This is a genomic window from Streptomyces sp. DH-12, from assembly GCF_002899455.1.
Classification (GTDB): domain Bacteria; phylum Actinomycetota; class Actinomycetes; order Streptomycetales; family Streptomycetaceae; genus Streptomyces.
Genome location: NZ_PPFB01000001.1, coordinates 365,898 through 390,905, shown reverse-complemented (window position 1 = coordinate 390,905; position 25,008 = coordinate 365,898). Strand labels below are relative to the sequence as shown.

Annotated in this window: 15 protein-coding genes; 9 read left to right on the top strand and 6 right to left on the bottom strand. The window is 74.8% G+C overall.

Translation table 11 applies throughout. The features are described 5' to 3' along the window. Window positions 1–54: 54 nt before the first annotated feature. On the bottom strand, window positions 55–1,347 hold the full coding sequence (locus tag C1708_RS01015) for a helix-turn-helix domain-containing protein (protein WP_106410842.1): 1,293 nt from the start codon (window positions 1,345–1,347) through the stop codon (window positions 55–57). A gap of 677 nt (window positions 1,348–2,024) precedes the next feature. On the opposite strand from C1708_RS01015, the gene C1708_RS01010 reads away from it, so the two are divergent. After that, entirely contained in the window at window positions 2,025–2,702 is a 678-nt protein-coding gene (locus C1708_RS01010; protein ID WP_106410841.1) for a PAS domain-containing protein, read from the top strand. Window positions 2,703–2,804: 102 nt separating this feature from the next. Here C1708_RS01010 and C1708_RS01005 read toward each other — a convergent pair whose 3' ends face one another. Both C1708_RS01005 and C1708_RS01000 read right to left on the bottom strand, forming a co-directional pair. Next, complete coding sequence (locus C1708_RS01005; RefSeq protein ID WP_106410840.1) at window positions 2,805–3,323, bottom strand: RNA polymerase sigma factor; 519 nt, start codon at window positions 3,321–3,323, stop codon at window positions 2,805–2,807. Between the two features lie 62 nt (window positions 3,324–3,385). Further along, entirely contained in the window at window positions 3,386–4,690 is a 1,305-nt protein-coding gene (locus C1708_RS01000) for a phthiocerol/phthiodiolone dimycocerosyl transferase family protein (protein WP_106410839.1), read from the bottom strand. A gap of 470 nt (window positions 4,691–5,160) precedes the next feature. Between C1708_RS01000 and C1708_RS00995 the strand changes: the two genes are divergently transcribed. The 4 genes from C1708_RS00995 (at window position 5,161) to C1708_RS00980 (ending at window position 19,194) form a co-directional block, all read left to right on the top strand. Continuing rightward, the gene (locus C1708_RS00995) at window positions 5,161–13,800 is read left to right on the top strand and encodes a non-ribosomal peptide synthetase (RefSeq protein WP_106410838.1); all 8,640 of its coding nucleotides are present in this window, start codon (window positions 5,161–5,163) and stop codon (window positions 13,798–13,800) included. Then, window positions 13,793–17,680: a type I polyketide synthase gene (locus C1708_RS00990; RefSeq protein ID WP_198602369.1), complete on the top strand. Its 3,888-nt coding sequence runs from the start codon at window positions 13,793–13,795 to the stop codon at window positions 17,678–17,680. Before C1708_RS00995 ends, C1708_RS00990 begins: the two co-directional genes overlap by 8 nt. Before the next feature lie 22 nt (window positions 17,681–17,702). Beyond that, window positions 17,703–18,932, top strand: coding sequence for a crotonyl-CoA carboxylase/reductase (gene ccrA, locus C1708_RS00985; protein WP_106410837.1), 1,230 nt, complete (start codon window positions 17,703–17,705; stop codon window positions 18,930–18,932). Window positions 18,933–18,999: 67 nt separating this feature from the next. Then, window positions 19,000–19,194: an antitoxin gene (locus C1708_RS00980; RefSeq protein ID WP_106410836.1), complete on the top strand. Its 195-nt coding sequence runs from the start codon at window positions 19,000–19,002 to the stop codon at window positions 19,192–19,194. Between the two features lie 48 nt (window positions 19,195–19,242). Here C1708_RS00980 and C1708_RS00975 read toward each other — a convergent pair whose 3' ends face one another. The 3 genes from C1708_RS00975 to C1708_RS00965 form a co-directional block, all read right to left on the bottom strand. Further along, window positions 19,243–19,962, bottom strand: coding sequence for an enterobactin synthetase (locus C1708_RS00975; RefSeq protein ID WP_241911131.1), 720 nt, complete (start codon window positions 19,960–19,962; stop codon window positions 19,243–19,245). Between the two features lie 325 nt (window positions 19,963–20,287). Then, on the bottom strand, window positions 20,288–21,772 hold the full coding sequence (locus C1708_RS00970; RefSeq protein ID WP_106410834.1) for a class I adenylate-forming enzyme family protein: 1,485 nt from the start codon (window positions 21,770–21,772) through the stop codon (window positions 20,288–20,290). Further along, a complete protein-coding gene (locus tag C1708_RS00965; RefSeq protein ID WP_106410833.1) occupies window positions 21,772–22,020 on the bottom strand; it encodes an acyl carrier protein in 249 nt (82 codons plus the stop codon). The genes C1708_RS00970 and C1708_RS00965 overlap by 1 nt, the downstream gene beginning before the upstream one ends. Window positions 22,021–22,342: 322 nt before the next feature. On the opposite strand from C1708_RS00965, the gene paaA reads away from it, so the two are divergent. From paaA to paaD, 4 genes are read left to right on the top strand one after another with little or no spacing between them, the layout of a single operon-like run. After that, window positions 22,343–23,383, top strand: a complete 1,041-nt coding sequence (gene paaA, locus C1708_RS00960) for a 1,2-phenylacetyl-CoA epoxidase subunit PaaA (protein WP_502696044.1) — start codon at window positions 22,343–22,345, stop codon at window positions 23,381–23,383. Next, complete coding sequence (gene paaB, locus C1708_RS00955) at window positions 23,380–23,691, top strand: 1,2-phenylacetyl-CoA epoxidase subunit PaaB (RefSeq protein WP_106410831.1); 312 nt, start codon at window positions 23,380–23,382, stop codon at window positions 23,689–23,691. Before paaA ends, paaB begins: the two co-directional genes overlap by 4 nt. 10 nt (window positions 23,692–23,701) lie before the next feature. Next, window positions 23,702–24,493: a 1,2-phenylacetyl-CoA epoxidase subunit PaaC gene (gene paaC, locus C1708_RS00950; protein ID WP_106416085.1), complete on the top strand. Its 792-nt coding sequence runs from the start codon at window positions 23,702–23,704 to the stop codon at window positions 24,491–24,493. Next, a complete protein-coding gene (gene paaD, locus C1708_RS00945) occupies window positions 24,490–25,002 on the top strand; it encodes a 1,2-phenylacetyl-CoA epoxidase subunit PaaD (protein ID WP_198602368.1) in 513 nt (170 codons plus the stop codon). The genes paaC and paaD overlap by 4 nt, the downstream gene beginning before the upstream one ends. Window positions 25,003–25,008: the final 6 nt, after the last annotated feature.

The window sequence follows — 25,008 nt, the reverse complement described above, 5'->3', positions numbered from 1 at the left end:
GTCACGGCTGCCTCCCCGTCTCAGACGGCTCCGCTTGCCCCACCGGCGCGGCTTTCAAGCCGGTCGGCGGCCCGCGGCCGGCCCGTCCGGCCGGGTCTCGTCCGGCATCGGGCCGTCCTGCGGGGAGTGGACGTGGGCCGCCAGGGTGGTGGCCAGGGCCTGCCAGACGTGGGCCGCGAGGTCACGGTTGCCGGACTCGCTCGCCTGACGCGCCAGCCGTTCCAGGGCGGTGACGCCCTCCTCGACGCGGCCCGCCAGGATCGTGAGCCGGCCGTCGAGGACCGACAGCCGCACCCGGTCGCGGTAGGACAGCCGCAGGTTCTCCTCGGACAGCACGGCCCGGCTCAGCGCGCGGGCGTCGTCCGGCCGGCCCTGCGCGAACGCGAGGTGCGCCTGGAGCATGTGCAGTTCCTGCAGTTGCGCGGGCGTGCCGATCAGGCCGAGGACGGGGGCGGCCTCGGCCAGCCAGCGCTCGGCCGCTGCCACCCGGGGTGGTGACATGTGCAGCGCTGTCGCGGCGGCGGCGGCCCGCAGCCGCGCCCACAGGGCCAGGTCGTCCCCGCTCTTGAGGAGGCCCAGCGCGGTGTCCAGCCGGGCCAGGGCGGTCGCTTCGTCGCCCTGGCGGTCGCTGACCTCGGCGGCCGCCCACAACGCCTCGGCCGCCGGCGCGGAGGGGGCCCGGGGCAGCAGATCGCGTTCCATCTCGTCGACGTGCCGGGAGGCCGACTCCCACCTGCCGAGTTCCGTCTCGATGCCGATCAGCACCGTCAGGGCGGCCAGGGTGTCGGACACGCCCAGCTCCGCGGCGCGGGCGACGGACAGCGCCTCGACGGCCGCCGGTTCCGCGCCGCCGGCATCGCCCAGGGCACGGGTGCAGCGGGCGTACCGCACCAGCGACCTGGCCCGCAGGTCGGGTGCCTCCAGCACGCGGCTCAGCTCCAGCAGTTCCAGCAGCCGGGCGCGCTCGAGCTCGTAGTCGCCGTCGCGGCCCGCGGCTCGGCTCAGCAGCCACAGGGCCTGCCAGCGAGCGGCGGGATCCTCACCCGGGTCCTCCTCGACCGCGCGGCCGAGCGCCTCCGTGCCGTCCGTCCCCGCGGGCGCCGAGGCCACGGAGGCCAGCACCTCGGTCAGGGACCTGCCGTCCGAGGGTCCGGTCAGGGCGGAGGCGTCGACACCGAGCCGCCGGGCGAGATAGGCCACGGTCCGCTCCGTGGGGCGCCGTTCACCGGACTCCAGGCGCGACAGATGCCCCGTCGACATCCCGTCACCGACGACATCGGCCTGGCTCAAGCCCCGCGCGGCACGCAGCCTTTTCAGCCGGCGGCCGAACTGCGGCTGATCCAGCATCTCCCTCCTCGGGTTCGGTGGCCCGATCGGCACGGTATCCGCGGTTCCGTTTGCCCGAACGGGTGCGTGAGTTGTCAACACTTTAGGAAGCGCGGCAAGGGGCGACAAGCCGTTGTGCGGGGCCGTCGGCGCATTCCGGAGGCGGTGTCGCCACTCCGCCGGGATTGTTTGCATCGAGGGTTCTCCGTGCCCGAAACAGGCCCGGGTGTGGAACAGTTGACGAGTTGCCGAGTTCACCTGACAAACTCTTGCCTCAGGGGTTGCCTCCCCTTAGTCTCGAAGGCGACCCCTCAAGCGAACCCCCTTTCCGTACTGTGGAGGTTCCCGTGCCGCGCACTGCCCGATCGGGCTTCTGTTCACGGCAGGACGTATGGTTGGCCCGCCCGACCGTCCCGTCGTCCGCCGACGGGACCGCGCCGCAGGATCGAAGGGTCGTGACAACGTTATCCAGGTGATCCGGACGACGGTCGCTTTGGCACCGCTTCCTCCGCTCACCCCGACCCGCCCGGGGCCCGGCGCCCGCTGCCCCCCGGAACGACGCGGACACCCGGCCCGGCCACCGACGAGGTGGCGCGCCGTCACCGGGCGCTCGCCGACACCCAGGCACAGCGCACGGCCCGCTCCGCGTCGGCACACCCTTCTCAGCCCCCACGCGCAGGAAGAAGGACGGTACGTCCGTGGCGACCACGAGTTTCCCCGACGCCTCGCCCCGTAAGAAGACCGCCGCTGCGGCTGTTCCGGTCCGCCGTGACCCGATCGGCGCGCCGGACGGTGCCACCCCGGAAGCCGCCTGCACGGCCCACGTGTCCCCCCGGACGCTGGCCGTCACGGCCGCGGAACCGGAATTCGCCCGGCAATTCAGCCTGAGCGCCGACGAGATATGCGGACGCGGCCTGCTCGAACTGCTCCGTTCCCCGGCTCCCGGACAATTGCGGGAAAAGTTCACCGCGCTTTCCTCAGGACGTTGCCGCAGATTCAGGGAAAGGGTGACGGGTCGCGACGGAGAGGGCCGGAATTTCCCGGCCGAAGTCACCGCGATCGCCGTCGGACAGCCCACGGGTGAGATCGTCGGTCTGGTCGTGTTTCTGCGCCGGGCCGAAGAAGCGGCCGACGGCGGACCGGTACTCAGCGCCCTCGACGCGCAGGTGCTGGAAGGTGTCGCGAGTGGTGAATCCACGGTGCAGTTGGCCTCCCGTCTCTATCTGAGCCGTCAGGGGATCGAATACCGCGTCGGCCAGATGCTGCGGCGTTTCGACGCCCCCAACCGGCCCGCTCTGGTGGCGCGGGCGCACGCGCTCGGGATGTTCGCCACCGGACAGTGGCCCCCGCGGGTCCTCCCGGAGCGTGTGCGGTAGTGCGGAGTCCGGGCCTGCCGAGCCCCGCGCCGGCGGCCGTGGCGGAGACACACCGCCACGGCCGCCGGAGTACCGGCCCGCCCCGGGGGTGGGGCGCCGGCGTCACGCCGCCGAGGGCTGCCACGCCTCCTGGAACCGGCGGCGGGCCCGGAACAGACGCGAGCGGACGGTGCCCACGGGCAGCGCGAGCACCTCGGCCATCTCCTCCTCGTTCAGCCCGTAGGCGCGCAGGGTGAGGACCTGCCGGTGCGCCTGGGACAGCCGCTCCAGCACGTCACTGATGTACACCGCGTCCAGGGGATCGGTCTCCTCCCGCGAGTCCACCTCGGAGCAGCAGCTCTCCGCGCCGTAGCGCCTGGCGGTGCGGATGGCCTCGCGGACCGTCACCGAGCGCACCCAGCCGTAGAACGCCGCCGGTTCGCGCAGGGAGCCCAGGCCGCGGTAGACGGCGAGCAGTGCCTCCTGCGTGGCGTCGGCACCGTCGTCGTGGGTGATGGACCTGCAGATGCGGGCGACGTAGGGCGTGATGGCGGTCAGCAGGTGGTTCATCGCGTGCTCGTCGCCGGCCTGGGCCCGGGGGAGCAGCGTCAGGGGGGAGGGCAGTTCGCTGACGGTCGTCATGGCGGACAGAAGTTCCTTACACAGCCGGGCGGGCGGGGGTCGGAAGGGCGGACGGGCGGTGCTCAGCCGGTGGCGCGGGCGAGCCCCGGTTCCACCACGTCCGTGAAACGCAGCAGCCCGGCGCGCACGTCGTCGCGGAACGCCCGCATGAAGGACGGGCTGTAACAGGCGGTGGAGTGCGGGAACTCGATGGAGAGCCGGCCCTCGAAGGAGACCACGCACGCCATGACGGGGCTGCGTCCCGCCTGCGGGAAGTAGTGCTCGCGGGCCGGAACGAGGCGCACGTCGGCCGCCCGCAGCCCGTCCGGCAGCCGCGGACCGGGGACCACGCCCATGTTCGTGGCGATCACCGTGGCCAGTTGCAGCGCGGGATTCCGGGGGATCTCCGGCGTGATGCGCATCTCGTGGAAGTGGTCGCCGCGGGCCAGGAAGTCGCCCAGCCGGGTGTGCACGGCACGGGCCAGCTCCAGCGGCTCGGAACGCGCGTCCACCTCCAGGGCCTGCAGATGGGTGGTGACCGCGGGGACCAGGTCGGAGGCGGGCACCGGCGGGGTGAGCCGCGCACGCAGGTCGACGGGGGAGAGGCAGCCGAGCGTGCGCGCCCCGTCGTCCCCGGCCAGGCGCCGCCGGGCCGCCGCCAGCAGCGTCGCGGCGATCAGGGCGTGCACGGAGACACCCGAGGCGCGCGCCGTACCGCGCAGCCGGGAGGTGAGGTCCGCGTCCAGGGTCAGCCGGCGGACCTCGATGTGCCCGTCCGGGTCGTCACCCTCATCGCCCGCGGCATCGTACGGGACCAGCTCGACCGGGTGGCGCCGTATCTCCTCCAGCCGGCCGTCGAGGTACTTCACCGTGTCGGCCTCGTCGGCCGGAGGCAGCAGTCGGCTCACGGGCTCGGGCCAGCGCGGGAGTCCCGGAGCGGCAGTGCCGTCGGTGGTGCCTTCGACCAGCGCCCGGTAGCGGTCCCACAGCGCGTTGTGCGCCGCGATGCTGCTGTGGCCGTCGGTGACGGTGTGGTCGATCACCAGCATGAACAGGTGGCTCCGGCCGTCCGGCGCGCTGACCAGCACGGCACGGCTCAGCGGGCCGCCGACCGGCAGCGGCCTGTTCAGCTCCGCCGCGTAGGCCTCCTCCTCGTCGCCGGTCCGGGTGATCAGCCGGGGCCGCTCGTCCGCGCCGAGAAGGCGCAACACATGCCCGCCGCCGTCCTGTTCGATGCGGGACCGCAGCGGCGGGTTCGCCTCCGTCAGGGCGTCGAACGCGGCGGACAGCGCCGCGAGGTCCACCGGTCCACGCAGGGTGCAGGACAGCACGGCCCTGCTTCTCTGGCCCACGTAGAGCGTCTCGACCGGACACAGCGCACGGTGCATGCCGTCAGCCTTCTTTCCGTCGTTCGTTCCGGAAGTCCACGGCCCCGGGACACAGCTGCCACCGCGGCGGTCCGCGGGGAGGTCGGGGGCCTTCCGAGAGTGCACGGCCGACCGCGGCCGAATCCAGCCGAGGGCCCGGCGCGCGGTGAAGTCGCGTGATTTCCCTAGAAGTTGCGTCCCGGCGCGCACTCCCCGGCACCCCGAACTTCAGGGAAACCCCTGAACCGGCGCCCCGGGAGCCGGTTCACCTTGACCCCACCGGTGCCGGTGCAGCACCGTGCTGTGCCGTGAAACCGGGTCAGGTGACGTGATCCCCCTGACCTCGGCGTGCGGTCCCTTCCCCGCCCCGCGGGCCGGCGGCCCGGCGCGTAACCACCCGCGCGGGCGGCACGGGGGTGGCCGCACCCGTCCGATCCGGCCGGGCCTTCGCCGTCCGGGACATCTACGGCTTGCCACGTGAGGGTTGCGCTATGTCACTCCAGGAGGACGCACGTCGACCGCTGTCCGGAGCCCAGGAGGGCCTCTGGTACGCCGGACGGCTCGCACCGGACAGTGCCGCGTACAACACCGCGGAGGCCGTGGAGGTCCACGGACCCCTCGACACCGCCCTGTTCGAGACCGCGCTGCGGCGCGTCGTCGCCGAGGCCGACACCTTCGCCCTGCGTTTCGCCGACACCGACGACGGCCCCCGCTGCCACCCCGCACCGGACGCGGACGACTGGCCCCTGCACCGGGTCGACGTCAGCGGCGCCGGGGACCCCGAGGCCGCCGCGTGGGAGCACGTCCGCGCCGACCTCGCGACCCCCGTCGACCTGGAGAAAGGCCCCCTCTTCGCGCACACCCTGCTGACCCTGGCGTCCGACCGCCACCTCTGGCTGCTGAGGGCACATCACCTGCTCCTGGACGGCTACAGCTACAAGCTCCTCGGGCGCCGCCTGGCCGACGCCTACAACGCCCTGGCCGAGGGGCGGGAACCGGAGCCCAGCGCCTTCGCACCGGTGAGCCGGCTCCAGGAGGAGGAGGCGGCCTACCTCGCCTCCGAACGGCACGCCCAGGACCGTGACCACTGGGCGCGGCGCCTGGCCGACCTGCCCGAGCCCGCCCGGCTCACCTCCCGCACGGCGGCCCCCACGGCGCCCTTCCTGCGCCGCACCGCCGAACTGACGCCCGCCGAGACCGAAGCGCTCGACGCCGCGGCGGCCCGCCTCGGGGTCCGGCGCACCGACCTGCTCACCGCCGCGACCGCCGCCTACCTGCACCGGATGACCGGCGCCGAAGACCTGGTGCTGGGTCTGGCCACGATGAGCCGCCTCGGCAGCGCCGCCCTGCGCACCCCGGGCACCGCCTCCGACGTCCTCCCGCTGCGCGTGGCAGCCACCCCCGGCACGCCCGTCGCGGAGCTGGTCCGAGCCGTCGCCGGTGAACTGAAGGCCCTGCGCCGCCACCAGCGCTACCGGGGCGAGTTCCTCCGCCGCGACCTGGGCCTGCTGGGCACCGGGCGCCGGCTGTACGGACCGGTGCTCAACATCGTCCCGTTCGACGAGTCCCCGGTCTTCGGCGGACACCCCACCACCTGGCACCACCTGTCCGGCGGAGCCGTCGACGACTTCCAGATCTCGGTGCGTCCCGGCCCCCGCGGCGGCGGCCTGTGGCTGGCCTTCGACGCCAATCCCGCCCTGTACGAGGAGGACGAACTCGCCCTGCACCGCGAGAGGTTCCTCGCGGTGCTGCACCGGCTGGCCGCGGCCGGACCGGTGACGCCGCTGGGCGACCTGGACGTCCTGCTGCCGGGTGAACACCCCCGCGACACACCCGTCCGCACCTTCCCGGCCGAGCGGACCCTCACGGAACTGTTCGAGGCACAGGTGGCGGCCGGGCCCGAGCGCACGGCCGTCAGCCACGGGCACGAACGGCTCACGTACGCCGCGCTCAACACCGAGGCAAACCGGCTCGCCCGGCTGCTGACCGCGCACGGCGCGGGGCCCGGCCGGGTCGTGGCGCTCGCCCTGGAACGCGGCCTGCGGCTGCTGCCCGCCCTGCTGGCCGTCCTCAAGACCGGCGCCGCCTACCTGCCCCTGGACCCCGGCCAGCCGGCCGAGCGGCTGCGGCTCGTCGTCGAGGACGCGGCCCCCGTGGTGCTGGTCACCGAGCAGACCCACGCCCACCTCGCCCACGACGCCGTCCCCGCCGTGCTGCTGGACGACCCGCAGGTGACCGCGGACCTCGCCCGCCGCTCCGGCGCCGACCTGACCGACGCCGAACGGCACGGCCCGGCCGGCCCGTCCGACACCGCCTACATCATCCACACCTCCGGCTCCACCGGCCGCCCCAAGGGCGTACCCGTGCCGCACGCCAACGTCGTACGGCTCTTCGCCGCCGCGGCCGAGCACTTCGACTTCCGTGCCGACGACGTGTGGACGCTGTTCCACTCCTACGCCTTCGACTTCTCCGTGTGGGAGATCTGGGGCGCCCTGCTGCACGGCGGCCGGCTCGTCGTCGTGCCCTACGCCGTCAGCCGTTCGCCGCGCGAGTTCCTGGACCTGCTGCACCGGGAGGGTGTCACCGTCCTCAGCCAGACGCCGTCCGCGTTCGAGCAGCTCGTCGACGCCGACGCGGAACACGGGGGTGACGCCGGGGCGCTGCGCTACGTCGTCTTCGGCGGGGAGGCCCTGCGCCCGGCGCGGCTGCGCCCCTGGACCGAACGGCACGGCCTGGACCGCCCGGCGCTGGTGAACATGTACGGCATCACCGAGACCACCGTGCACGTCACCCACCACCGGCTCACCGCGGCCGACCTGGACGACCCGCGCCGCGCCGGCGTCATCGGCACTCCGCTCGCCGACCTCCGGGTCCACCTGCTGGACGCCGCGGGACGCCCGGTACCGCCCGGCGCGACCGGCGAGATGTACGTCTCCGGCGCCGGTGTCGCCACCGGCTACCTGCACCGCCCCGAGCTGACCGCCGAACGCTTCCTCGACGACCCCTACGGCCCGCCCGGCACCCGCATGTACCGTTCGGGCGACCTGGCCCGGCGCCGCCCCGACGGCACCCTCGACTACCTCGGCCGCGCCGACGCCCAGATTCAGCTGCGCGGCTTCCGCGTCGAGCCCGGCGAGATCGAGGCCGTCCTCGCCGCCCACCCGGGCGTCACCCGCGCCGCCGTCGTACCCCGCCACGCCGGCAACGGCGCCCTGCACCTCGTCGCCTACACCGTCCCCTCCGGCGACGACGCACCCGCGAGCCCCGCCGACCTGCGCGCCCACGCCGCCGCCCACCTGCCCGAGCACATGGTCCCCGCCGCCTGCGTCCCGGTGGAGACCCTGCCGCTGACCGCGAACGGCAAGCTCGACGTCCAGGCCCTGCCCGACCCCGACTTCACCGCCGCCGCGTCCGGCGCCCGTCCCGTCACACCCGAACAGGCCCTGGTGTGCGCCCTGTTCGAGGACGTGCTGCAGCTGCCGCGGGACTCCGTGGGGGTGGACGCCGGCTTCTTCGACCTGGGCGGCGACTCCCTGCTCGCCACCAGACTGCTGGCCCGTCTGCGGCACGGGACCGGCGCGGAGATCCCCATCACCGCCCTGTTCGAGACGCCGACCCCGGCGGCGCTCGCACGTCGGGTCGCCGTACGGGCGCACGATGCCCTGCCCCGGCCGGTCCTCGGCGACGTCGCGCGCCCCCGGCGGGTGCCGCTGTCCTTCGCGCAGGAACGCATGTGGTTCCTGAACCGGCTCGACGAGGGCGCGGCCACCTACCACATCCCGCTCCTCGTCCCCGCCGGGCCGGAGCTGGACGCCGAGGCGCTCGACACGGCCCTCGGCGACCTGGCCGACCGGCACGAGAGCCTGCGCACGGTGATCGCCGAGCACGACGGAGTGCCCTACCAGCGCATCCTGGCGCCGGGAGAGCTGCGCCCGGTGCTGCGGCGGATCGACTGCCCCGCCGCGGAGACCGCCGCCCATGTCACCGCCGCGCTGCGGCGCCGCTTCGACCTGACCGCCGAAAGCCCCCTCGCGGCCTGGCTGCTGGGCACCGGCACCGAGCGGGTCCTGCTGTTCGTGCTGCACCACGCCGCCGCCGACGGCTGGTCGCTCGGCCCCTTCGCCGCCGACCTGTCCGCCGCCTACGCGTCCCGCCGCCAGGGGCGGGCCCCCGACTGGACCCCGCCGGCGGTGCAGTACGCCGACTACGCACTGTGGCAGCGCGCCCTGCTGGCCCCCGGACCGGACGGCCCCGGCCGGCTGGAACGGCTCACCGCCCACTGGCGCACCGCGCTGGACGGCCTGCCCGAGGAGTGCACCCTGCCCGGCGACCGGCCGCGGCCCACCGCGCCGCGCGGCGGCGGCGCGCACGTCGAACTCGCCGTCGACCCCGCACTGCACCGTGAACTGCTGCGCCTCGCCGACCGTGAGGGCGCCAGCCTGTTCATGGTGCTGCACGCCGCCGTCAGCGCCCTGCTCACCCGCTGCGGCGCCGGCGAGGACATCGTCCTCGGCACCCCCGTGGCGGGCCGCACCGAACCCGGCCTCGACCCCCTGATCGGCCTGATCGCCAACACCCTGGTGCTGCGCGCCGACACCTCCGGCGACCCCGCCTTCCGGGACCTCCTCGCCCGGCTGCGCACCGCCGACCTGGCCGCCCTGGACCACCAGGACCTGCCCTTCGACCGGCTGGTGGAGGACCTCAACCCGCCCCGCACGCCCGGCCGTCACCCCCTGTTCCAGGTGATGCTCGCCCTGCAGAACAACAGGCCGGCCGTCCTCGAACTCGACGGCTCCCGCACCGAGTTGCGGCCCATCCCCACCGGCACCGCCAAGTTCGACCTCTTCGTGGACGTCCTGGAGCGCCACGGCCCCGAGGGCACCCCCGACGGCCTGACGCTGCACGTCGAGTACGCCACCGACCTCTACGACGCCGGCACCGCCGAGGCGTTCGCCCGCGCGCTGCACGACGTCCTGAGCACGGTGAGCGCCGACCCCGTTACCCGCCTCGGGGACCTGCCCGCCCTCCCCGAGCGCACCCCCGCCCCGGCCGCGGCCGATCCCGCCGTCCTTCAGGACGCGGCCCTGTCCGTGCCCGGCATCCGCGACGCCCACGCCCTGCCCGGCGGTGGCGACGCCCCGTCGCGCCTGTACGTGGTGCCCGGGCGGTCCGACGCCGCGGAACGCGTCGAGGAGTTCCTGGACCGCGCGGGCCACGGCTCCGTCCGCGTCACGGCGGTCAACGCCCTGCCCCGGACCGAGGAAGGCACCGTGGACGGCGCGGCACTGCGCGCCCTGCCCGCCGTCGACGCGACCGCGGCCCGGACCTGGCGGGAGCGGCTCGCCCAGCTGCCCGGCGTCACCACGGTCGACGTGTCGGTCGAGAACGCCCCGGAGGAACTCGACCGCCGCCACACCGGACTGCCCGACCGCTCCGCCGAAGCGGCCCCGGCCGCCCGCACCGCGGAAGCCTCCGGCGTCCCGGCCGTCAGCGAAGGCCCCGCCCTCGCCGAGCCGTCCGTGCCGAGCTGGGCCGAGGCCCTGCGCCGCGCCGCCGCGCGGGACCGGGGCGACATCGTCCACGTGCACGCGGACGGCAGCGAGCACCGGCGCACCTACGCGTCCCTCGTCCCCGAGGCCTCCCGCGTCCTGGCCGGACTGCGCCGGGCCGGACTGCGCCCCGGCGACCAGGTCATCCTCCAGTGCGACGTCACCGAGGACTTCCTCGCCGCGCTGTGGGGCTGCGTCCTCGGCGGTTTCGTCGCCGTCCCGCTGACCGTCCCCGCCTCCTACGACACCCCCTCCGCGGCACTCACCAAACTGGAGGGCATCTGGCGGATGCTCGGCCGGCCCTGGATCGTGTGCTCCGCCGGCCGCGAGGCCGGTCTGCGCGCGGTCGCCGCCCGGCAGGACTGGCCCGGGCCGCGCATCACCACCGCCGACGCCCTGCGCGAGGCGCCCGAGGACCACGACTGGCACCCCGCCGAGCCGGACGACCTCCTGCTGATGCTCATGACGTCCGGCAGCACCGGCCTGCCCAAGGCGGTGCGGCTCACCCACCGCAACGTGCTGACCCGCTCGGCCGCCACCGAGCAGATGAACGGCCTCGGCGCCGACGACGTCTCCCTCAACTGGATCCCGCTCGACCACGTCACCGGCGTGGTGATGTTCCACCTGCGCGACGTGTACCTCGGCTGCCGCCAGGTCCACGCCCCCACCTCCTGGATCCTGCAGGACCCGCTGCGCTGGATGGACCTCGCCGACCGGCACCGGGTCACCGTCACCTGGGCGCCCAACTTCGCCTTCGGGCTCCTCGCCGAACAGGCCCACCGCTTCACCGGCCGCGCCTGGGACCTGTCGCCGATGCGGCTGGTCATGAACGCCGGCGAGGTGGTCGTCGCCTCCGCCGCCCGCGCGTTCCTGCACACGCTCGAGCCCTTCGGTCTGCCGCAGGACGTGATGCACCCCGGCTGGGGCATGTCCGAGACCTGCTCCGTGGTCACCGACGCCGTCCTGCCCGCCGAACCCGTGCCGGGCGAAGGGACGTTCGTCAGCTGCGGCCGGCCCTACCCGGGGTTCGCCATGCGGATCGTCGACGAACAGGGCACGGTCCTCACCGAGGGCGAGGCGGGCCGCTTCCAGGTCCGCGGCACCTCGGTGACCGGCGGCTACCACGACAACCCGGCGGCCAACGCCGAGGCGTTCACCGACGACGGCTGGTTCGACACCGGCGACCTGGCGTTCCTGCGCGACGGCGAGCTCTACATCACCGGCCGGGCCAAGGACGTCATCATCGTCAACGGGGTGAACCACTACAGCCACGAGATCGAGGCGTGCGTCGAGGAACTGCCCTACGCGGAGCGGAGTTTCACCGCCGCGGTCGCGGTGCGCACCGACCCCTCGTCACCCACCGACGAACTCGCCCTGTTCCTGCACCTCACCCCGGAGGCCACCGCCGACCCGGCCCGCGCCCTGCGTGAGATCGCCGGCAAGGTCACCCGGGAGATCGGCGTCAGCCCGTCCTTCCTCATCCCCGTGGCGCGGGACGCCGTCCCCAAGACGGAGATCGGCAAGATCCAGCGCACCAGGCTCCGCAAGAGCTTCGAGGCGGGCGACTTCGACGACGAGGTGCGCCGGACCCAGCTGCTGCTGGGCACCGCGGCCACCGTCCCCGACTGGTTCCTGCGCCCGGTGTGGCAGCGCGCGGAACGCCCCGCTGCCCGCCCCACGGCGTCCGGCCGGCACACCCTCGTCCTCGCGGGCGGCGACCCGCGGGCCGGCGCACTCGCACAACGGCTCGCCGACGCGCTGCGCTCCGCCGGGGGCCTGTGCACGGTGGTCGGCGAAGGAGCGTCGTACACCCGGACCGACGCCGCGCACTACCGCGTCCGGCCCGCCGAGGAGTCCGACTACGCCGCGCTGCTGGACCGGCTGGAGCACGACCACCGGCCCGTCGACGCCGTCCTCCACCTCGACGGGCTCCGGGCAGGCCCCCCGGAGGCGCCGGACGACACGACGGGTGCGGAGCGGCTGCTCGCCTTCGCCCGGGCCCTCACCGCCCGGTCCGGCCGGCAGCGCCCCGTGGACCTGGTCCACGTGTCCGCGGGCGCCCAGGCCGTCCGCGCCGGCGACCACCCCTCCCCGCCCCACGCCCTGGCCGGAGCACTGCTCAAGTCGCTGGCCGAGGAGTGCGGCTGGCTGCGGACCCGGCACCTCGACCTGCCACCGGACGACGGCACCGACCCGCTGGCCCTCCTGACGGCCGAGGCGGCCGCCACCGCGGACGGCGCGGACGTGGCGTACCGCGACGGACTGCGCTACGAACGCCGCCTCGCCCCCCTGCCCGACAGCCCGCCCCGCACCGAGCCGCCCGCGCACGACGGCTTCACCCTGCTCACCGGAGGCCTCGGCGGCGTCGGCACCGAGATCGCCGCCCACCTGCTGCGCACCCCGGGCACCCGGCTGCTCGTCCTCGGACGCACCCCGGAGGACGAGGCCCGCGCCCTGCCGCGGCTGCGCGAACGCGGGGAGGTCCGCTACGCCCGCGCCGACGTCACCGACGAAGCCCGGGTCCGCGCCGCGGTCGAGGCCGCCACCGAGGCGTGGGGCGTGCCCCTGACGTCGGTGCTGCACCTGGCCGGGACGCTCGTGGAGCGCCCCGTCCGCGAACTGGACGCCCCCACCTGGCGCCGGGCGCTGGAGGCGAAGGTGCGCGGCGCGTGGATCCTGCACCGGCTCACCGCCGACCACCCGGTCCACTCCTTCGTCACCTTCTCCTCGGTCAACGGCTTCTTCGGCGGCGCCATGAACGCCGCCTACGCCGCCGCCAACGCCTACCTGGACGCCCTCGCCGGGTACCGCCGCGGCCTCGGCCTGCCCGCGCAGTCGCTCGCCTGGAGCATGTGGCGCGAACGCGGCATGAGCCGCGGCTACGGTCTCACCGCGCTCACCGAGGCCCGGGGCTACCGGCTGCTCGACGTTCCCGCCGCGCTGCGCTCCTTCGACCTCGCCCGCACCCTCGACGAACCGCACCTGCTGGTCGGCGCCGACCGCACCGCCCCCTGGGTGCGCAGCCACGTCGTGGCCCCGGTGCGCCAGACCCGCCGCCTGGCCGCGCGGGTCGGCCTGCAGGACGGCACCGACCTCGGCGCCCTGTACCGCGCCGTCACCGGCAGCGCCCGCGCGGCCGGCCTGTCCGACGACGGATGGACGCTGCGCTCGGCGGGCACGAGCGCTCGCCCGGACGAGACGGGGACGGAAGACGGCCTGCGGCGGCTGGAGAGCCGGCTCTCCGAGGTGTGGTGCGACGTCCTGGGCCGCGACCGGGTGGGCCTGGACGACAACTTCTTCGACCTGGGCGGCAACTCCCTGCTCCTGGTCACCGCCCAGACCGCCGTCAATCGCGCCTTCGACAGCGAACTGTCGGTGGTCGACCTGTTCGCGCACCCCACCGTCCGGGACCTGGCCCGCCACCTGTCGGCCACCGGCGCGGGCCCGGCGCCGGACGCCGAGGCGCCCTCCCGGTCGGAGACCGGCGACGGCCTGGACCGCGCCCGGGAACAAGCCCGCCGGCAACGCGCCGCCCGCGCCCGCCGCACCGCCCGTCAGGGCAAGGACCGCGGCCATGCGTGACCGGGCCGACGGCACACCGCACACGAACGAACCGGGAGAGGACGAGGCACAGGCCGTGCACGACACCACCGCACCCCACGACGAGGACGTCCCCGCCGTAGCCGTCATCGGCATGGCGGGCCGCTTCCCCGGCGCCGACGACCTCGACGCCTTCTGGGACAACCTCGCGGCCGGCCGGGAGTCCGTACGGCCCGTCACCGACGAGGAGTTCCTCGCCGCGGGCGGTGACCCGCGCGACCTCGACGACCCGTCACTGATCCGCAAGGCGTCCGTCGTCGAGGGCATCGACCGCTTCGACTCCGGCTTCTTCGGCTACAGCCCCGCCGAAGCCGCCGTCGTCGACCCGCAGCAGCGACTGCTGCTGGAGACGGCCTACCACGCCCTGGAGGACGCCGGCTGCCTCGGCGCCGACCGGACCGGAGAGGCGTTCGGCGTGTACGCGGGAGCGGGCGACAGCCGCTACTACCCGGCCCACGTCCACCCCCGCTTCGCCGGGCAGCCCGGCTCGGTGGCCCTCGTCCACGCGGCCACGGCCAACTCCCTCGGCACCCTCGCCACCCGCATCTCCTACGAACTCGGCCTCACCGGGCCCAGCGTGTCCCTGCAGACGGCCTGCTCCACCGCGCTGGTCGCCGTGCACACCGCCTGCCAGGACCTGCTCGACCACCGCTGCGACACCGCGCTCGCCGCCGCCGTCTCCCTCAACCCCTCCGCCGTCCTGGGCTACCGCCACGTGCCCGACGGACCCTTCTCACCCGACGGGCACTGCCGGGCCTTCGCCGCGGACGCCGCCGGCACCTCCTCCGGCGACGGTGTGGGAGCCGTCGTCCTCAAGCGGCTGGAGGACGCCCTCGCCGACGGCGACCGCATCCGCGCCGTCATCCGCGGCAGCGCCGTCAACAACGACGGCCGCCGCAAGGTCGGCTTCAGCGCCCCCAGCGCCGCCGGGCAGACCGAGGTCATCCTCGCCGCGCAGGCCCAGGCGGAGGTCGACGCCGGCACCATCGGTCTGATCGAGGCGCACGGCACCGCCACCAGACTCGGCGACCCCATCGAGGTGTCCGCCCTGACGGAGGCCTTCCGGCACAGCACGGACCGGACCGGATTCTGCGCGCTCGGCTCGGTCAAGACCAACATCGGCCACCTGGGAGCCGCCGCCGGCATCGCCGGACTCATCAAGGCCGTCCTGGCCCTGGAACACCGGCAGATCCCGCCGAGCCTGCACTTCGAGAGGCCCAACCCGCTCATCGACTTCGACGCGAGCCCCTTCCGCGTGCCCACCGCCCTGGAGGACTGGCCCGAGGGGGAGCACCCCCGCCGGGCCGCCGTCAGCGCCTTCGGCATCGGCGGCACCAACGCCCACGTCGTCCTGGAGGAGGCACCCCGCGTCGCACCCGCCGCGCCGCGCCCGCCCGAGCAGGAGCGCCGCGTGGTGCTGCCGCTGTCGGCGCGGACCGCCGGAGCCCTGCGCGGCCAGGCCGAGGCACTCGCCCGGCACCTGGAGCGCCGGCCGGAGCTGCGCCTGGACGACGTGGCCCACTCCCTGCGCACCGACCGGCCCGCGCTGCGCCACCGGCTCACCGTCTCGGCCGCCTCCCGCGCCGAGGCCCTCGACGCGCTGCGCTCCGCCGCCCCGGCCACCCCGCCGCTGACCGGCGACCCGGTCCGGGTGGCGTTCCTGCTGCCCGGCGGCGGCACCCAGTACCCCGGCATGGGCAAGGACCTGTACCGCGACCACGCCGTCTACCGCGACACCGTCGACGAGTGCGCCCGCATCCTGCGGCCCGTCCTCGGCACCGACCTGCGCACCGCCCTCTTCGAGGAGCAACGGCCCGACGACCTCTCCGCGTTCCTCGGACTCGTCGTCACCGAGTACGCCCTGGCCCGCACCCTCATGGAGTCGGGCGTGCGTCCCGACGCGCTGATCGGCCACTCGCTCGGCGAGTACACGGCCGCCTGCCTGGCCGGCGTCATCGACCTGGCGGACATGCTGCCCCTGGTCACCGAACGCATCCGGCTCATCAGCTCCGCCGGCGGAGCCACGGTCGGCGTCGCCGCCCCGGCCGAGGAGATCCGGCCCCTGCTCGACGCCGACCTGTCCCTGGCCGCCGTCAACGGCCCCCAAGCCTGCACCGTCGCCGGCCACCTCGACGCCGTCGCCCGCTTCGAGGCCGAACTCACCCGCCGCGGCGTCCCGTTCCGCCGCCTGCGCATCCCCGTCGCGGCCCACTCCCACGTCCTGGACCCCGTCCTGCCGGCCTACGAGACCCACCTGCGCCAGGTCACCCTGCGCCCGCCGCGCATCCCGTACGTCACCAACGTCACCGGCACCTGGATCACCGACGCCCAGGCCACCTCCGTGCGGCACTGGATCGACCACACCCGCGACACCGTCCGGTTCGCCGACGGCATCACCGCCCTGTGGGACCGGCTGCGCCCCGTCCTCGTGGAGATCGGGCCTGGCGACACCCTGACCAAGCTCGCCACCGGCCGGCTCACCGACGAGGCACCGGTCACGGTGACCACCATGCGGCACGCCAAGGCCGAGGCGTCCGACGAGTTCGTCCTCGCCGAGGCACTGGGACGGCTGTGGAGCGCGGGCGTGGACAGCGCGCTGCCCCACGTGCCGGGCGCGCCCCGGCGGGTGCCGCTGCCCCCGTACGCCTTCGAACGCCGGCGCCACTGGATCGACGCACCGGGCGCCCGGACGGACCCCGCCACGTCCGACGACGCCCCGGCCGCCGCGGACCCCGGCCTCGCCCCACGGCCCCGGCTGACGACCGAGCACGTACCGCCGCGCACCGACCGCGAACGCGAGGTCACCCGGCTCTGGGAGGAGACCCTCGGCATCGGCGGCATCGGCCTGCACGACAACTTCTTCGACCTCGGCGGCGACTCGATGCGCGCCGTGCTGCTGGCGGGCCGGCTGCGCCAGGCCGGTGTCCTCGACGTCCCCGCGGCGACCCTGCTGGCCGCGCCCACCGTGGCCGGGGTCCTCGCCACGGCCGACCAGCCGGCCGAGGAGGCGCCGGACAGCACCACCACCGCGCTCGGTCCCCTGCTGCCGCTGCGCGCCGAGGGCACCGCCGCGCCCCTGTTCTGCGTCCACCCCGGCGCGGGCATCGCCTGGCGCTACACGGGCCTGCTGCCCCACCTGGGCGGTGACCAGCCCGTCCACGGCATCCAGGCGGCCGGCCTCGACGGCACCCGGCCGCCCGCCCCGGACGCCGCCGCCATGGTCGCCCACTACCTCGACCTGGTACGCCAGGTGCAACCCCACGGCCCCTACCGGCTGCTGGGCTGGTCCTACGGCGGATTCGTCGCCCACGCCATGGCCTGCGCCCTCCAGCGCGACGGGGAGCAGGTCGAACTCCTCGCCATGCTCGACGCCCCCCAGCCGCACGGCACCGCCCACGACCCCGAGGCGGCCGAACGCCAGGTCGCGGCCCTGCTGTCCAGGGTGGCCGGGCTCGCGGTCGACGGGGCGCCCGTGGAGACCGTCCTGGACCGGATCGACGCCCGGGTCACGGCCGATCCGTCGAGCGTCCCCGTGACCCGCGCCGAGGCCGCCGCCATCGCCGCCGTCATGCGCAACAACCTGCGCATCGCGCCCCAGTTCGTCCCGGGCGTCTACCGCGGCGACGTGCTGTTCTTCAGCGCCGCCGAGGAGCAGCCCACCGCCTTCCCGGCGGACCTGGCGGTGCTGCCGGGCAAGGCCGACAGCTGGCGGCCCTACGTGGACGGAACGCTCCACGACCACCACGTGCCCTGCGGCCACTACGAGATGACCGAACCCGAACCGATCGCCCGTATCGGCGAAGCGGTCGCCAAGGCCCTGCGCGGCCTCGGCGACCGGGCCTCCGCCTCCCCTTCCCCCTGAACCCGCGTTGAGGAGAACCAGCGTGCACGCGACCCAGGACCTCTACGAACTCGGTGACGCACCCGAGATCGGCACCGCCCCGAAGAAGATGTACGCCTCGCTCATCCGCCGTGAGCGCTACGGACAGCCCGTCGACGCCTTCCGCACCGAGGTGGTCGACGTCCCGCCCGTGGGGCGCGGCCAGGTCCTGGTGAAGGTGATGGCGGCCGGCATCAACTACAACAACGTCTGGGCGGCGCTGGGTTCGCCGCTCGACGTGATCGCCGCGCGGCAGAAGGCGGGCGCGACCGAGGACTTCCACATCGGCGGCTCCGACCTGTCCGGGATCGTGTGGGCGGTCGGCGAGGACGTGCGCGGGGTGAAGCTCGGGGACGAGGTGGTCGTCCTCGCCAACCGCTGGGACGAGAAGGCCGAGGACGTCCGCCTCGGCGGCGACCCCACCTGGTCCACCAGCCAGCGGGTGTGGGGCTACGAGGAGAACTACGGCTCCTTCGCCCAGTTCGCGGTGGTCGACGACTACATGTGCCACCCCAAGCCCGCCCGGCTGTCGTGGGCGGAGGCCGCCTGCTACATGGCGACCGCCGCCACCGCCTACCGCCAGTTGTTCGGCTGGCCGCCGCACACGGTGCGCCCGGGGGACCCGGTGCTGATCTGGGGCGGCGCCGGCGGGCTCGGCTGCATCGCCATCCAGCTGGTCCGGCACGTCGGCGGCATCCCCGTCGCGGTCGTCTCCAGCGAGGAACGCGGCGAGTTCTGCCTCAAGCTGGGCGCCGAGGGCTATGTCGACCGGCGGAAGTTCGACCACTGGGGACGGCTGCCGGACACCTCCGACGACGAGGCCATGGGCCGCTGGCTGTCCGGGGCCCGGGCCTTCGGGCGGGCCTTCTGGGAGGTGCTGGGAGAGCGCCGCAGCCCGCGCATCGTGCTGGAGCACTCCGGTGCCGACACCATCCCCACGTCCCTGTACCTGTGCGACAACGGCGGCATGGTCGTCCTGTGCGGCGGCACCACCGGCTACAACGGCGACGTCGACCTGCGGTTCCTGTGGATGCGGCAGAAGCGCCTGCAGGGCTCGCACGTCGCCACGGCCCGCGAGGCGCGCGAGGTAACGCGGCTGATCGACCAGGGAATAATCGACCCCTGCCTGTCCCAGACCTTCGATTTCGACGAGATCGGCCTCGCGCACCAGCTGATCCACGACAACCGCCACCCGGCGGGCAACATGGCCGCCAGGGTCGGCGACCGCGGGTGATTCACCCCCGGCCAGGGGGGTACCCGCGGCGGGGTACGACGCACACGCACGTTCCCGGAGGTACCTCGTGGGCAAGCTGGGCGACATGATGAACAAGGCCAAGCAGATGGCCAAGGGTCACCCCGACCAGGCCGACAAGGGCGTCTCGGGCGCCGAGCGCATGGTCGACGAGCGGACCGGCGACAAGTACGACGCCAAGACCGACAAGGCGGCCGACGCGGCACGACGTTCCTACCGGGACGGCGGCACGCCCGAGCGCTGAACCGATCCGCCGTCCGTCCCCCATGCGCCGGGGACGGGCGGCGTCCGCTCAGCCGCGAGTGCCGGCCCGGCCGGTGACGTAGCTGAACGCTCCCGCGCCGACGCGCACGACCCGCACCCGCACGGCGTGGGCGGGATCGGCGCGCAGGTACACGCGCAGACCGTCCCCGCAGGGCGAGACCCGCAACTCCCGCAGGCTTCCCTCCGGACCCTCCCGGCCCTCACCCGTCATCACGGTGAGGGCCTTCCACGCCGCCTCCTTGGCGGAGAACACCTCCGTCACCGACCAGGCCGCGTTCGCACCGAGCGGCAGCCCCGCGTCGGCGAGCAGGGACTCCTCGTCCTCGCGCAGCACCAGGCGGGCCGCTGCGCGGGGGAGGGGCCGCAGCTCCAGGTCGCAGCCGACCGGCAGGTCCCGGCCGGGGGCGCCGGCCACGGCGACGGCTGTGCCCGTACTGTGCGAGATGGACGCGGTGCGGCCCGGCGGGAACACCGGCAGGCGCCCCGACCGGGGAATCTCCCCGCAGTCCAGCCCCACCGCACGCAGGGCCCGCCGGGCGGCCCGCCGGCCGGCCAGGAACTCCAGACGGCGCCGCGGCGGCATCGCCGCGGCGGCGGCCGCCTCGGCGGGCCCGGCCGGTTCCGCACCCGGCTCCGACACGGCAGCCACACCCAGCCCGAGCCCCGCAGCAGCCAGGAGCGGCCCGAGCGCCATCAGGCCCCCGCCGACCGCAGACAGCGCCTCTCCACCACCCGGTGCTGTCCCCACGGACTCCACACCGACCCGGACCCACGAAGCGGCCGTCCACACGACTTCCTCATCGGCCTGCGCCGGCCGCACGGCTTCCGCACCTGCCCGGGCCGCCCTCGAGGGCTTCACATCGGCCTGGCTCGCCCACGTGGGCTCTGCAGCGGCCGAGGCTGTCGGCTCGGGTCCCGGATCGGCCGGGGCCCTCCACGTGGGTTCCGCACCGGTCCGGGCCGGCCGCGCGGATTCGCGTACGGCAGCGACCCGGGTCGGCCACGACGGAGACGCCGTGGCCGACCCGGGTCGCATCGGGCTCCCGGTCATCGCCGTTCGCCGCCGCACGCGCTCATGCCCGCAGCAGCTTCTTGACGATCTTCCCGGCGGGATTGCGCGGCACCTGCTCGATGAACTCGACCCGCCGCGGCCGCTTGTACGGCGCCAGCAGCCCCGCGACATGCGCGAGCAGCTCCGCCGTGCCCGGCTCCGCGCCCGCCTCCAGGGCGACGTACGCCAGCGGCACCTCGCCGTAGTCCTCGTCGGGCATGCCGACGACCGCCGCGTCCCGGACCGCCGGGTGGGTCATCAGGGCGCGCTCGATCTCCGAGGGGTAGACGTTCTGGCCCGCCCGGATGATCACGTCCTTGGTGCGGTCCACCAAACTGATGCGGCCCTCCTCGTCCATGAAGCCGAGGTCGCCCGTCCTGATCCAGCCGTCCCGGGTGATCTCCCGCGTGGCCTCCGGGTCGTTCCAGTAGCCCTGCATGACGCCCGGCCCGCGCACCACGATCTCGCCGATCTCGCCGGGCGGCAGCTCCCGCCCGGTCTCGTCCACGGCGCGGGCGGACATGCCCGGCACGACCCGCCCGCACGGGATGCGGGCGGTGACGTCCCCGGGCGCGGGGTGCTCGTCGGGACCGAGCGTGACGAACGGGCCGCCCACCTCGGTCATGCCGTACACCTGCCGGAAGCCGCACCCGAGCCGTTCCACCGCGTCGGCGTAGACGTCGAGCGGCATCGGGGCGGCCCCGTACAGCACCTCCCGCAGGGAGGACAGGTCGGTGCGCAGGGACGCCTTCGCCTGGAGCATGAAGCGCAGCATCTGCGGCACCAGCCACATGTGGGTGGCGCGGTGCGCCTCCACCGCGGACAGCGCCCGCTGCGGGGTGAACCCGGGCATCAGCACGACCGTCGCGCCGGCCGCCAGGTAGGTCAGGGAGACGACCATGCTGCCGTGGTACAGCGGGCAGCAGTTGACCATGACGATGTCGTCCGTGGGGCGGGCCATCACCAGCCAGCCCAGCGCGATGGCGCGGAACGACGCGCTGTCGACCGTCACCCCCTTGGCCTGCCCGGTGGTCGCCGAGGTGTGCAGCACGGCGATCGGGTCCGTGTCGGCGACGTCCGGCAGCTCCCGCTCGGCGGCCAGGGTGCCCAGCGCCGCGAAGGCGGGCTTGTCGAAGGCCATCCGGATCCGCACCGAGGACGGCAGCCCGGTGTGCCGGTCCAGCAGCTCGGACTCACCGAGGACGGCCACCGCGCCGACGCGCTCGACGATCCCGGCGACCTCGGGCTCGGCCAGACTGTGGTTCAGCGGCACGAACAGCGCGCCGAGCCGGGCCAGCGCGAAGTAGCTCTCCAGGACCTCGATCCGGTCCTTGGACAGCACGGCCACCCGGTCGCCCCGCCGGATCCCCAAGTCGGCCAGCCCGCGCGCGAGTCGCAACGTACGGTCGTGCAGTTCGGACCAGGTGACGCTGCGTTCCTCGTCCACCAGCGCGGTCCGGCCGGGCCGGCACTGGCGGTTGCGTTCCAGCAGCTGCGTCAGCCACATCACGCACCGCCGCTCGCGCCGGCGACCGTGCGCTCGGCCACGAAACGCTCGTAATCGCCGATCGTGCGCAGCTCCTCCATGTCCTCGGCGGTGATCTCGACGCCGAGCCGCTGCTCGACCAGCAGGACGAGACGCACCAGGTCCCCGGAGTCGATGCCGCTGGCGGCCAGGTCGGCGTCGTCGCCGATCCGGTCGGCGTACTCGACGGTGCCGGTGAGTTCGACCAGCAACTCCCTGATGGTGCTCATGGTTTCCCCTTTCGTCCCGGCGTGCCGGCCGCCGCGGTCCACGACTGTCACCCCCTAAGAGGCGGCGGCGGCCGGCCCCACTCCCCGGGCCCTCCCGTGAGCTTTGTCACGCGCCCGAACCTGACGCGGCGGGGATAGCCGGGCCCCGGCCCCGGCCTCTTACCGCAACGAAGCAACCCGCTCCGCCCGGCCCCGCGGCGGGCGGTTCCCCAGCCGAAGGAGTGATGCGCGTGCCCAGGCAGCCGGTACGGGTCCGGGTCCCGGGACGGTGCCCGCGGTTCGGCACCGCCGCGACGGTCACCGGACGTCCGGGCGGTGTCCGGTGACCGCGCCGACCACCGCCCCCGCCACCCCCGCCACCGCGGCCGCGGCGGCCGCCCCGGACGAGGACGCGCTGCTCGCCCACTTCGACGCGCTCGTCGCCGACGGCGAGACGATCGAACCGCGCGACTGGATGCCCGACGGCTACCGCCGCATGTTGGTGCGCCAGATCGCCCAGCACGCCCACTCCGAGATCATCGGCATGCAGCCGGAGGGCGCCTGGCTCACCCGCGCCCCGTCCCTGCACCGCAAGTCGGTCCTGCTCGCCAAGGTCCAGGACGAGGCGGGCCACGGCCTGTACCTGTACTCCGCCGCCGAGACGCTCGGCGTGGACCGCGCCGACCTGCTGGACGCCCTGCACCACGGCCGCCAGCGCGCCTCGGCCACCTTCAACCACCCCGCGCTGACCTGGGCGGACACCGGCGCCATCGCCTGGCTGACGGACGGCGCCGCCGTCATCAACCAGGCACCCCTGTGCCGCACCTCCTACGGGCCCTACGCCCGGGCGATGCGCCGTGTCTGCCAGGAGGAGGCCTTCCACGTGCGGCAGGGCTACGACCTGATGCGCGCCCTGTGCGAGGGGACGCCGGAGCAGAAGGAGATGGCGCAGGACGCGGTGAACCGCTGGTGGCTGCCGGCCGTGGCGCTGATGTTCGGACCGCCCGACACCGAGGCGGGCGGCGCCGACGCGCGCACCGCCGCGCTGGGAGCGGCCGTCTCCCGCCGCGCGATGGCCTGGGGCATCAAGCGTCACACCAACGACGAGCTGCGCCAGCGTTTCGTCGACACCTGCGTCCCGCAGGCCGAGCGCCTCGGCCTGACGCTGCCCGACCCGGCGATCCGCTGGAACGAGGAGCGCGGCCACTACGACTTCACGCCCGTCGACTGGGACACCTACCGCCGCGCCCTGGGTGACGACACGCACTGGGCGCGGCAGCGCATCGCTCACCGCCTGGCCGCGCACGAGGACGGCGCCTGGGTCCGGGAGGCCGCCGTCGCGTACGCCGCGAGGACGGACGAGCCGGCCGGAGCGGCCGCATGAGCGCGGCACGGGAAGGCGCGCCGGCGTCCTGGGAGGTGTTCCTGCGGGCCCGCAGGGGCCTGGCCCATCAGCACGTGGGGTCGGTGCGCGCCGCCGGCCCGGACGCGGCCCTGGCCGCCGCCCGCGATCTGTACACACGGCGGGGCGAGCCCCTGTCGCTGTGGGTGGTCCGCTCCGACGCCGTGCACACGGCCTCCCCGGACGAACGCGACCCGTACTTCGCGGGCGCCCGCCACAAGCCGTACCGCTACCCCGAGCACTACGCGCCGCTGACCGAGAAAGGCCCCGCAGGTGAGCACCACGAGTGACGTCACGGCGGTGCGTCCCGGCTCCCCGCCGGGTGAGCCGCCGTCCGCCGCCGATCCCGACCTGGCCCGGCACCTGACGCGCCTCGGCGACGACGCCCTCGTCCTCGGCCAGCGGCTGTGCCAGTGGATCACCCGCGCGCCGACCATCGACGAGGACCTGGCCCTGTCCAACATCGCCCTCGACCTCATCGGCCACGCCCGCACACTCCTCTCCCGCGCCGGCCGCCTCGACGGGACCGGCCGCAGCGAGGACGACCTCGCCTACACCCGCTCGGAACGCGAGTTCACCAACGCCCTGCTGACCGAACTCCCCAACGGGGACTTCGCCGTGACCGTGGCCCGGCAACTCGCCTACACCCACTACGCCGTCCTCCACTACGAGGCCCTGGCGCACTGCGCCGACCCCGGCCTCGCCGCGTTCGGCGTCCGGGCCGCCAAGGAGGTCGCCTTCCACCGGCTGCACGCCGACCGCTGGACGGCGACGCTGGGACGCGGCACGCCGGAGAGCACCCGCCGCATGCAGCGGGCCCTGGAGCGGGTGTGGCCCTACACCGGCGAACTCTTCGAGGAGGACGACGTGCTGCGCCGCCTGGCCGCGTCCGGCACCGTGCCCTCACCGGCAGCGCTGCACGACACCTGGCTCGCCCGGGTCACCGAGGTCGTCACCGGGGCGGGACTCGCCGTGCCCGCTCCCAGCTGGTCGGCCACCGGCGGCCGCTCGGGCCTGCACACCGAGGAGTTCGGCCCGCTGATCGCGGAACTGCAGTCCGTGCGGCGGCAGTTCCCCGGAGGCACCTGGTGAGCGGGCCCGCACCGGCCACGGCCCCCCTCTCCGCCGGGGAGGTGCGCGAGCGGGTGGCCGCGCTGCCGGACCCGGAGCTGCCGGTGATCGGCCTCGGCGACCTCGGCGTGGTGCACTCCGTCGCTCCCGGCGACGACGGCGTCCTGGAGGTGGAGATCACTCCCACCTACCTGGGCTGCCCCGCGCTGCCCGAGATCACCGCGGCGGTGCGGGAGGTCCTGACCGCCTGCGGTCACCCCGACGGCCGCGTCCGGCACGTCCTCACGCCCGCCTGGACGACGGACCGCATCACCCCCGAAGGGCGCCGCGCACTCGCCGCGCACGGCATCGCCCCACCCGTGTCCCCGGCTCCCGGCGGTCCGGTCCCCGTCGCACTGGGCGCGGTGCCCTGCCCGCACTGCGGCTCGACGGCCACCCGGCCGCACAGCGTCTTCGGGCCGTCCCGCTGTCAGTCGGTGCTGTGGTGCACGGCGTGCCGCGAGCCCTTCCCCCACCTGACCGCGCTGTGAGGCCCA

Coding starts and splice junctions, on each gene's coding strand:
- C1708_RS01015 (WP_106410842.1), bottom strand. CDS start 1,347: ATGCTGGATCAGCCGCAGTTCGGCCGCCGGCTGAAAAGGCTGCGTGCC.
- C1708_RS01005 (WP_106410840.1), bottom strand. CDS start 3,323: ATGACGACCGTCAGCGAACTGCCCTCCCCCCTGACGCTGCTCCCCCGG.
- C1708_RS01000 (WP_106410839.1), bottom strand. CDS start 4,690: ATGCACCGTGCGCTGTGTCCGGTCGAGACGCTCTACGTGGGCCAGAGA.
- C1708_RS00995 (WP_106410838.1), top strand. CDS start 5,161: ATGTCACTCCAGGAGGACGCACGTCGACCGCTGTCCGGAGCCCAGGAG.
- C1708_RS00990 (WP_198602369.1), top strand. CDS start 13,793: ATGCGTGACCGGGCCGACGGCACACCGCACACGAACGAACCGGGAGAG.
- C1708_RS00970 (WP_106410834.1), bottom strand. CDS start 21,772: ATGTGGCTGACGCAGCTGCTGGAACGCAACCGCCAGTGCCGGCCCGGC.
- C1708_RS00965 (WP_106410833.1), bottom strand. CDS start 22,020: ATGAGCACCATCAGGGAGTTGCTGGTCGAACTCACCGGCACCGTCGAG.
- paaB (WP_106410831.1), top strand. CDS start 23,380: ATGAGCGCGGCACGGGAAGGCGCGCCGGCGTCCTGGGAGGTGTTCCTG.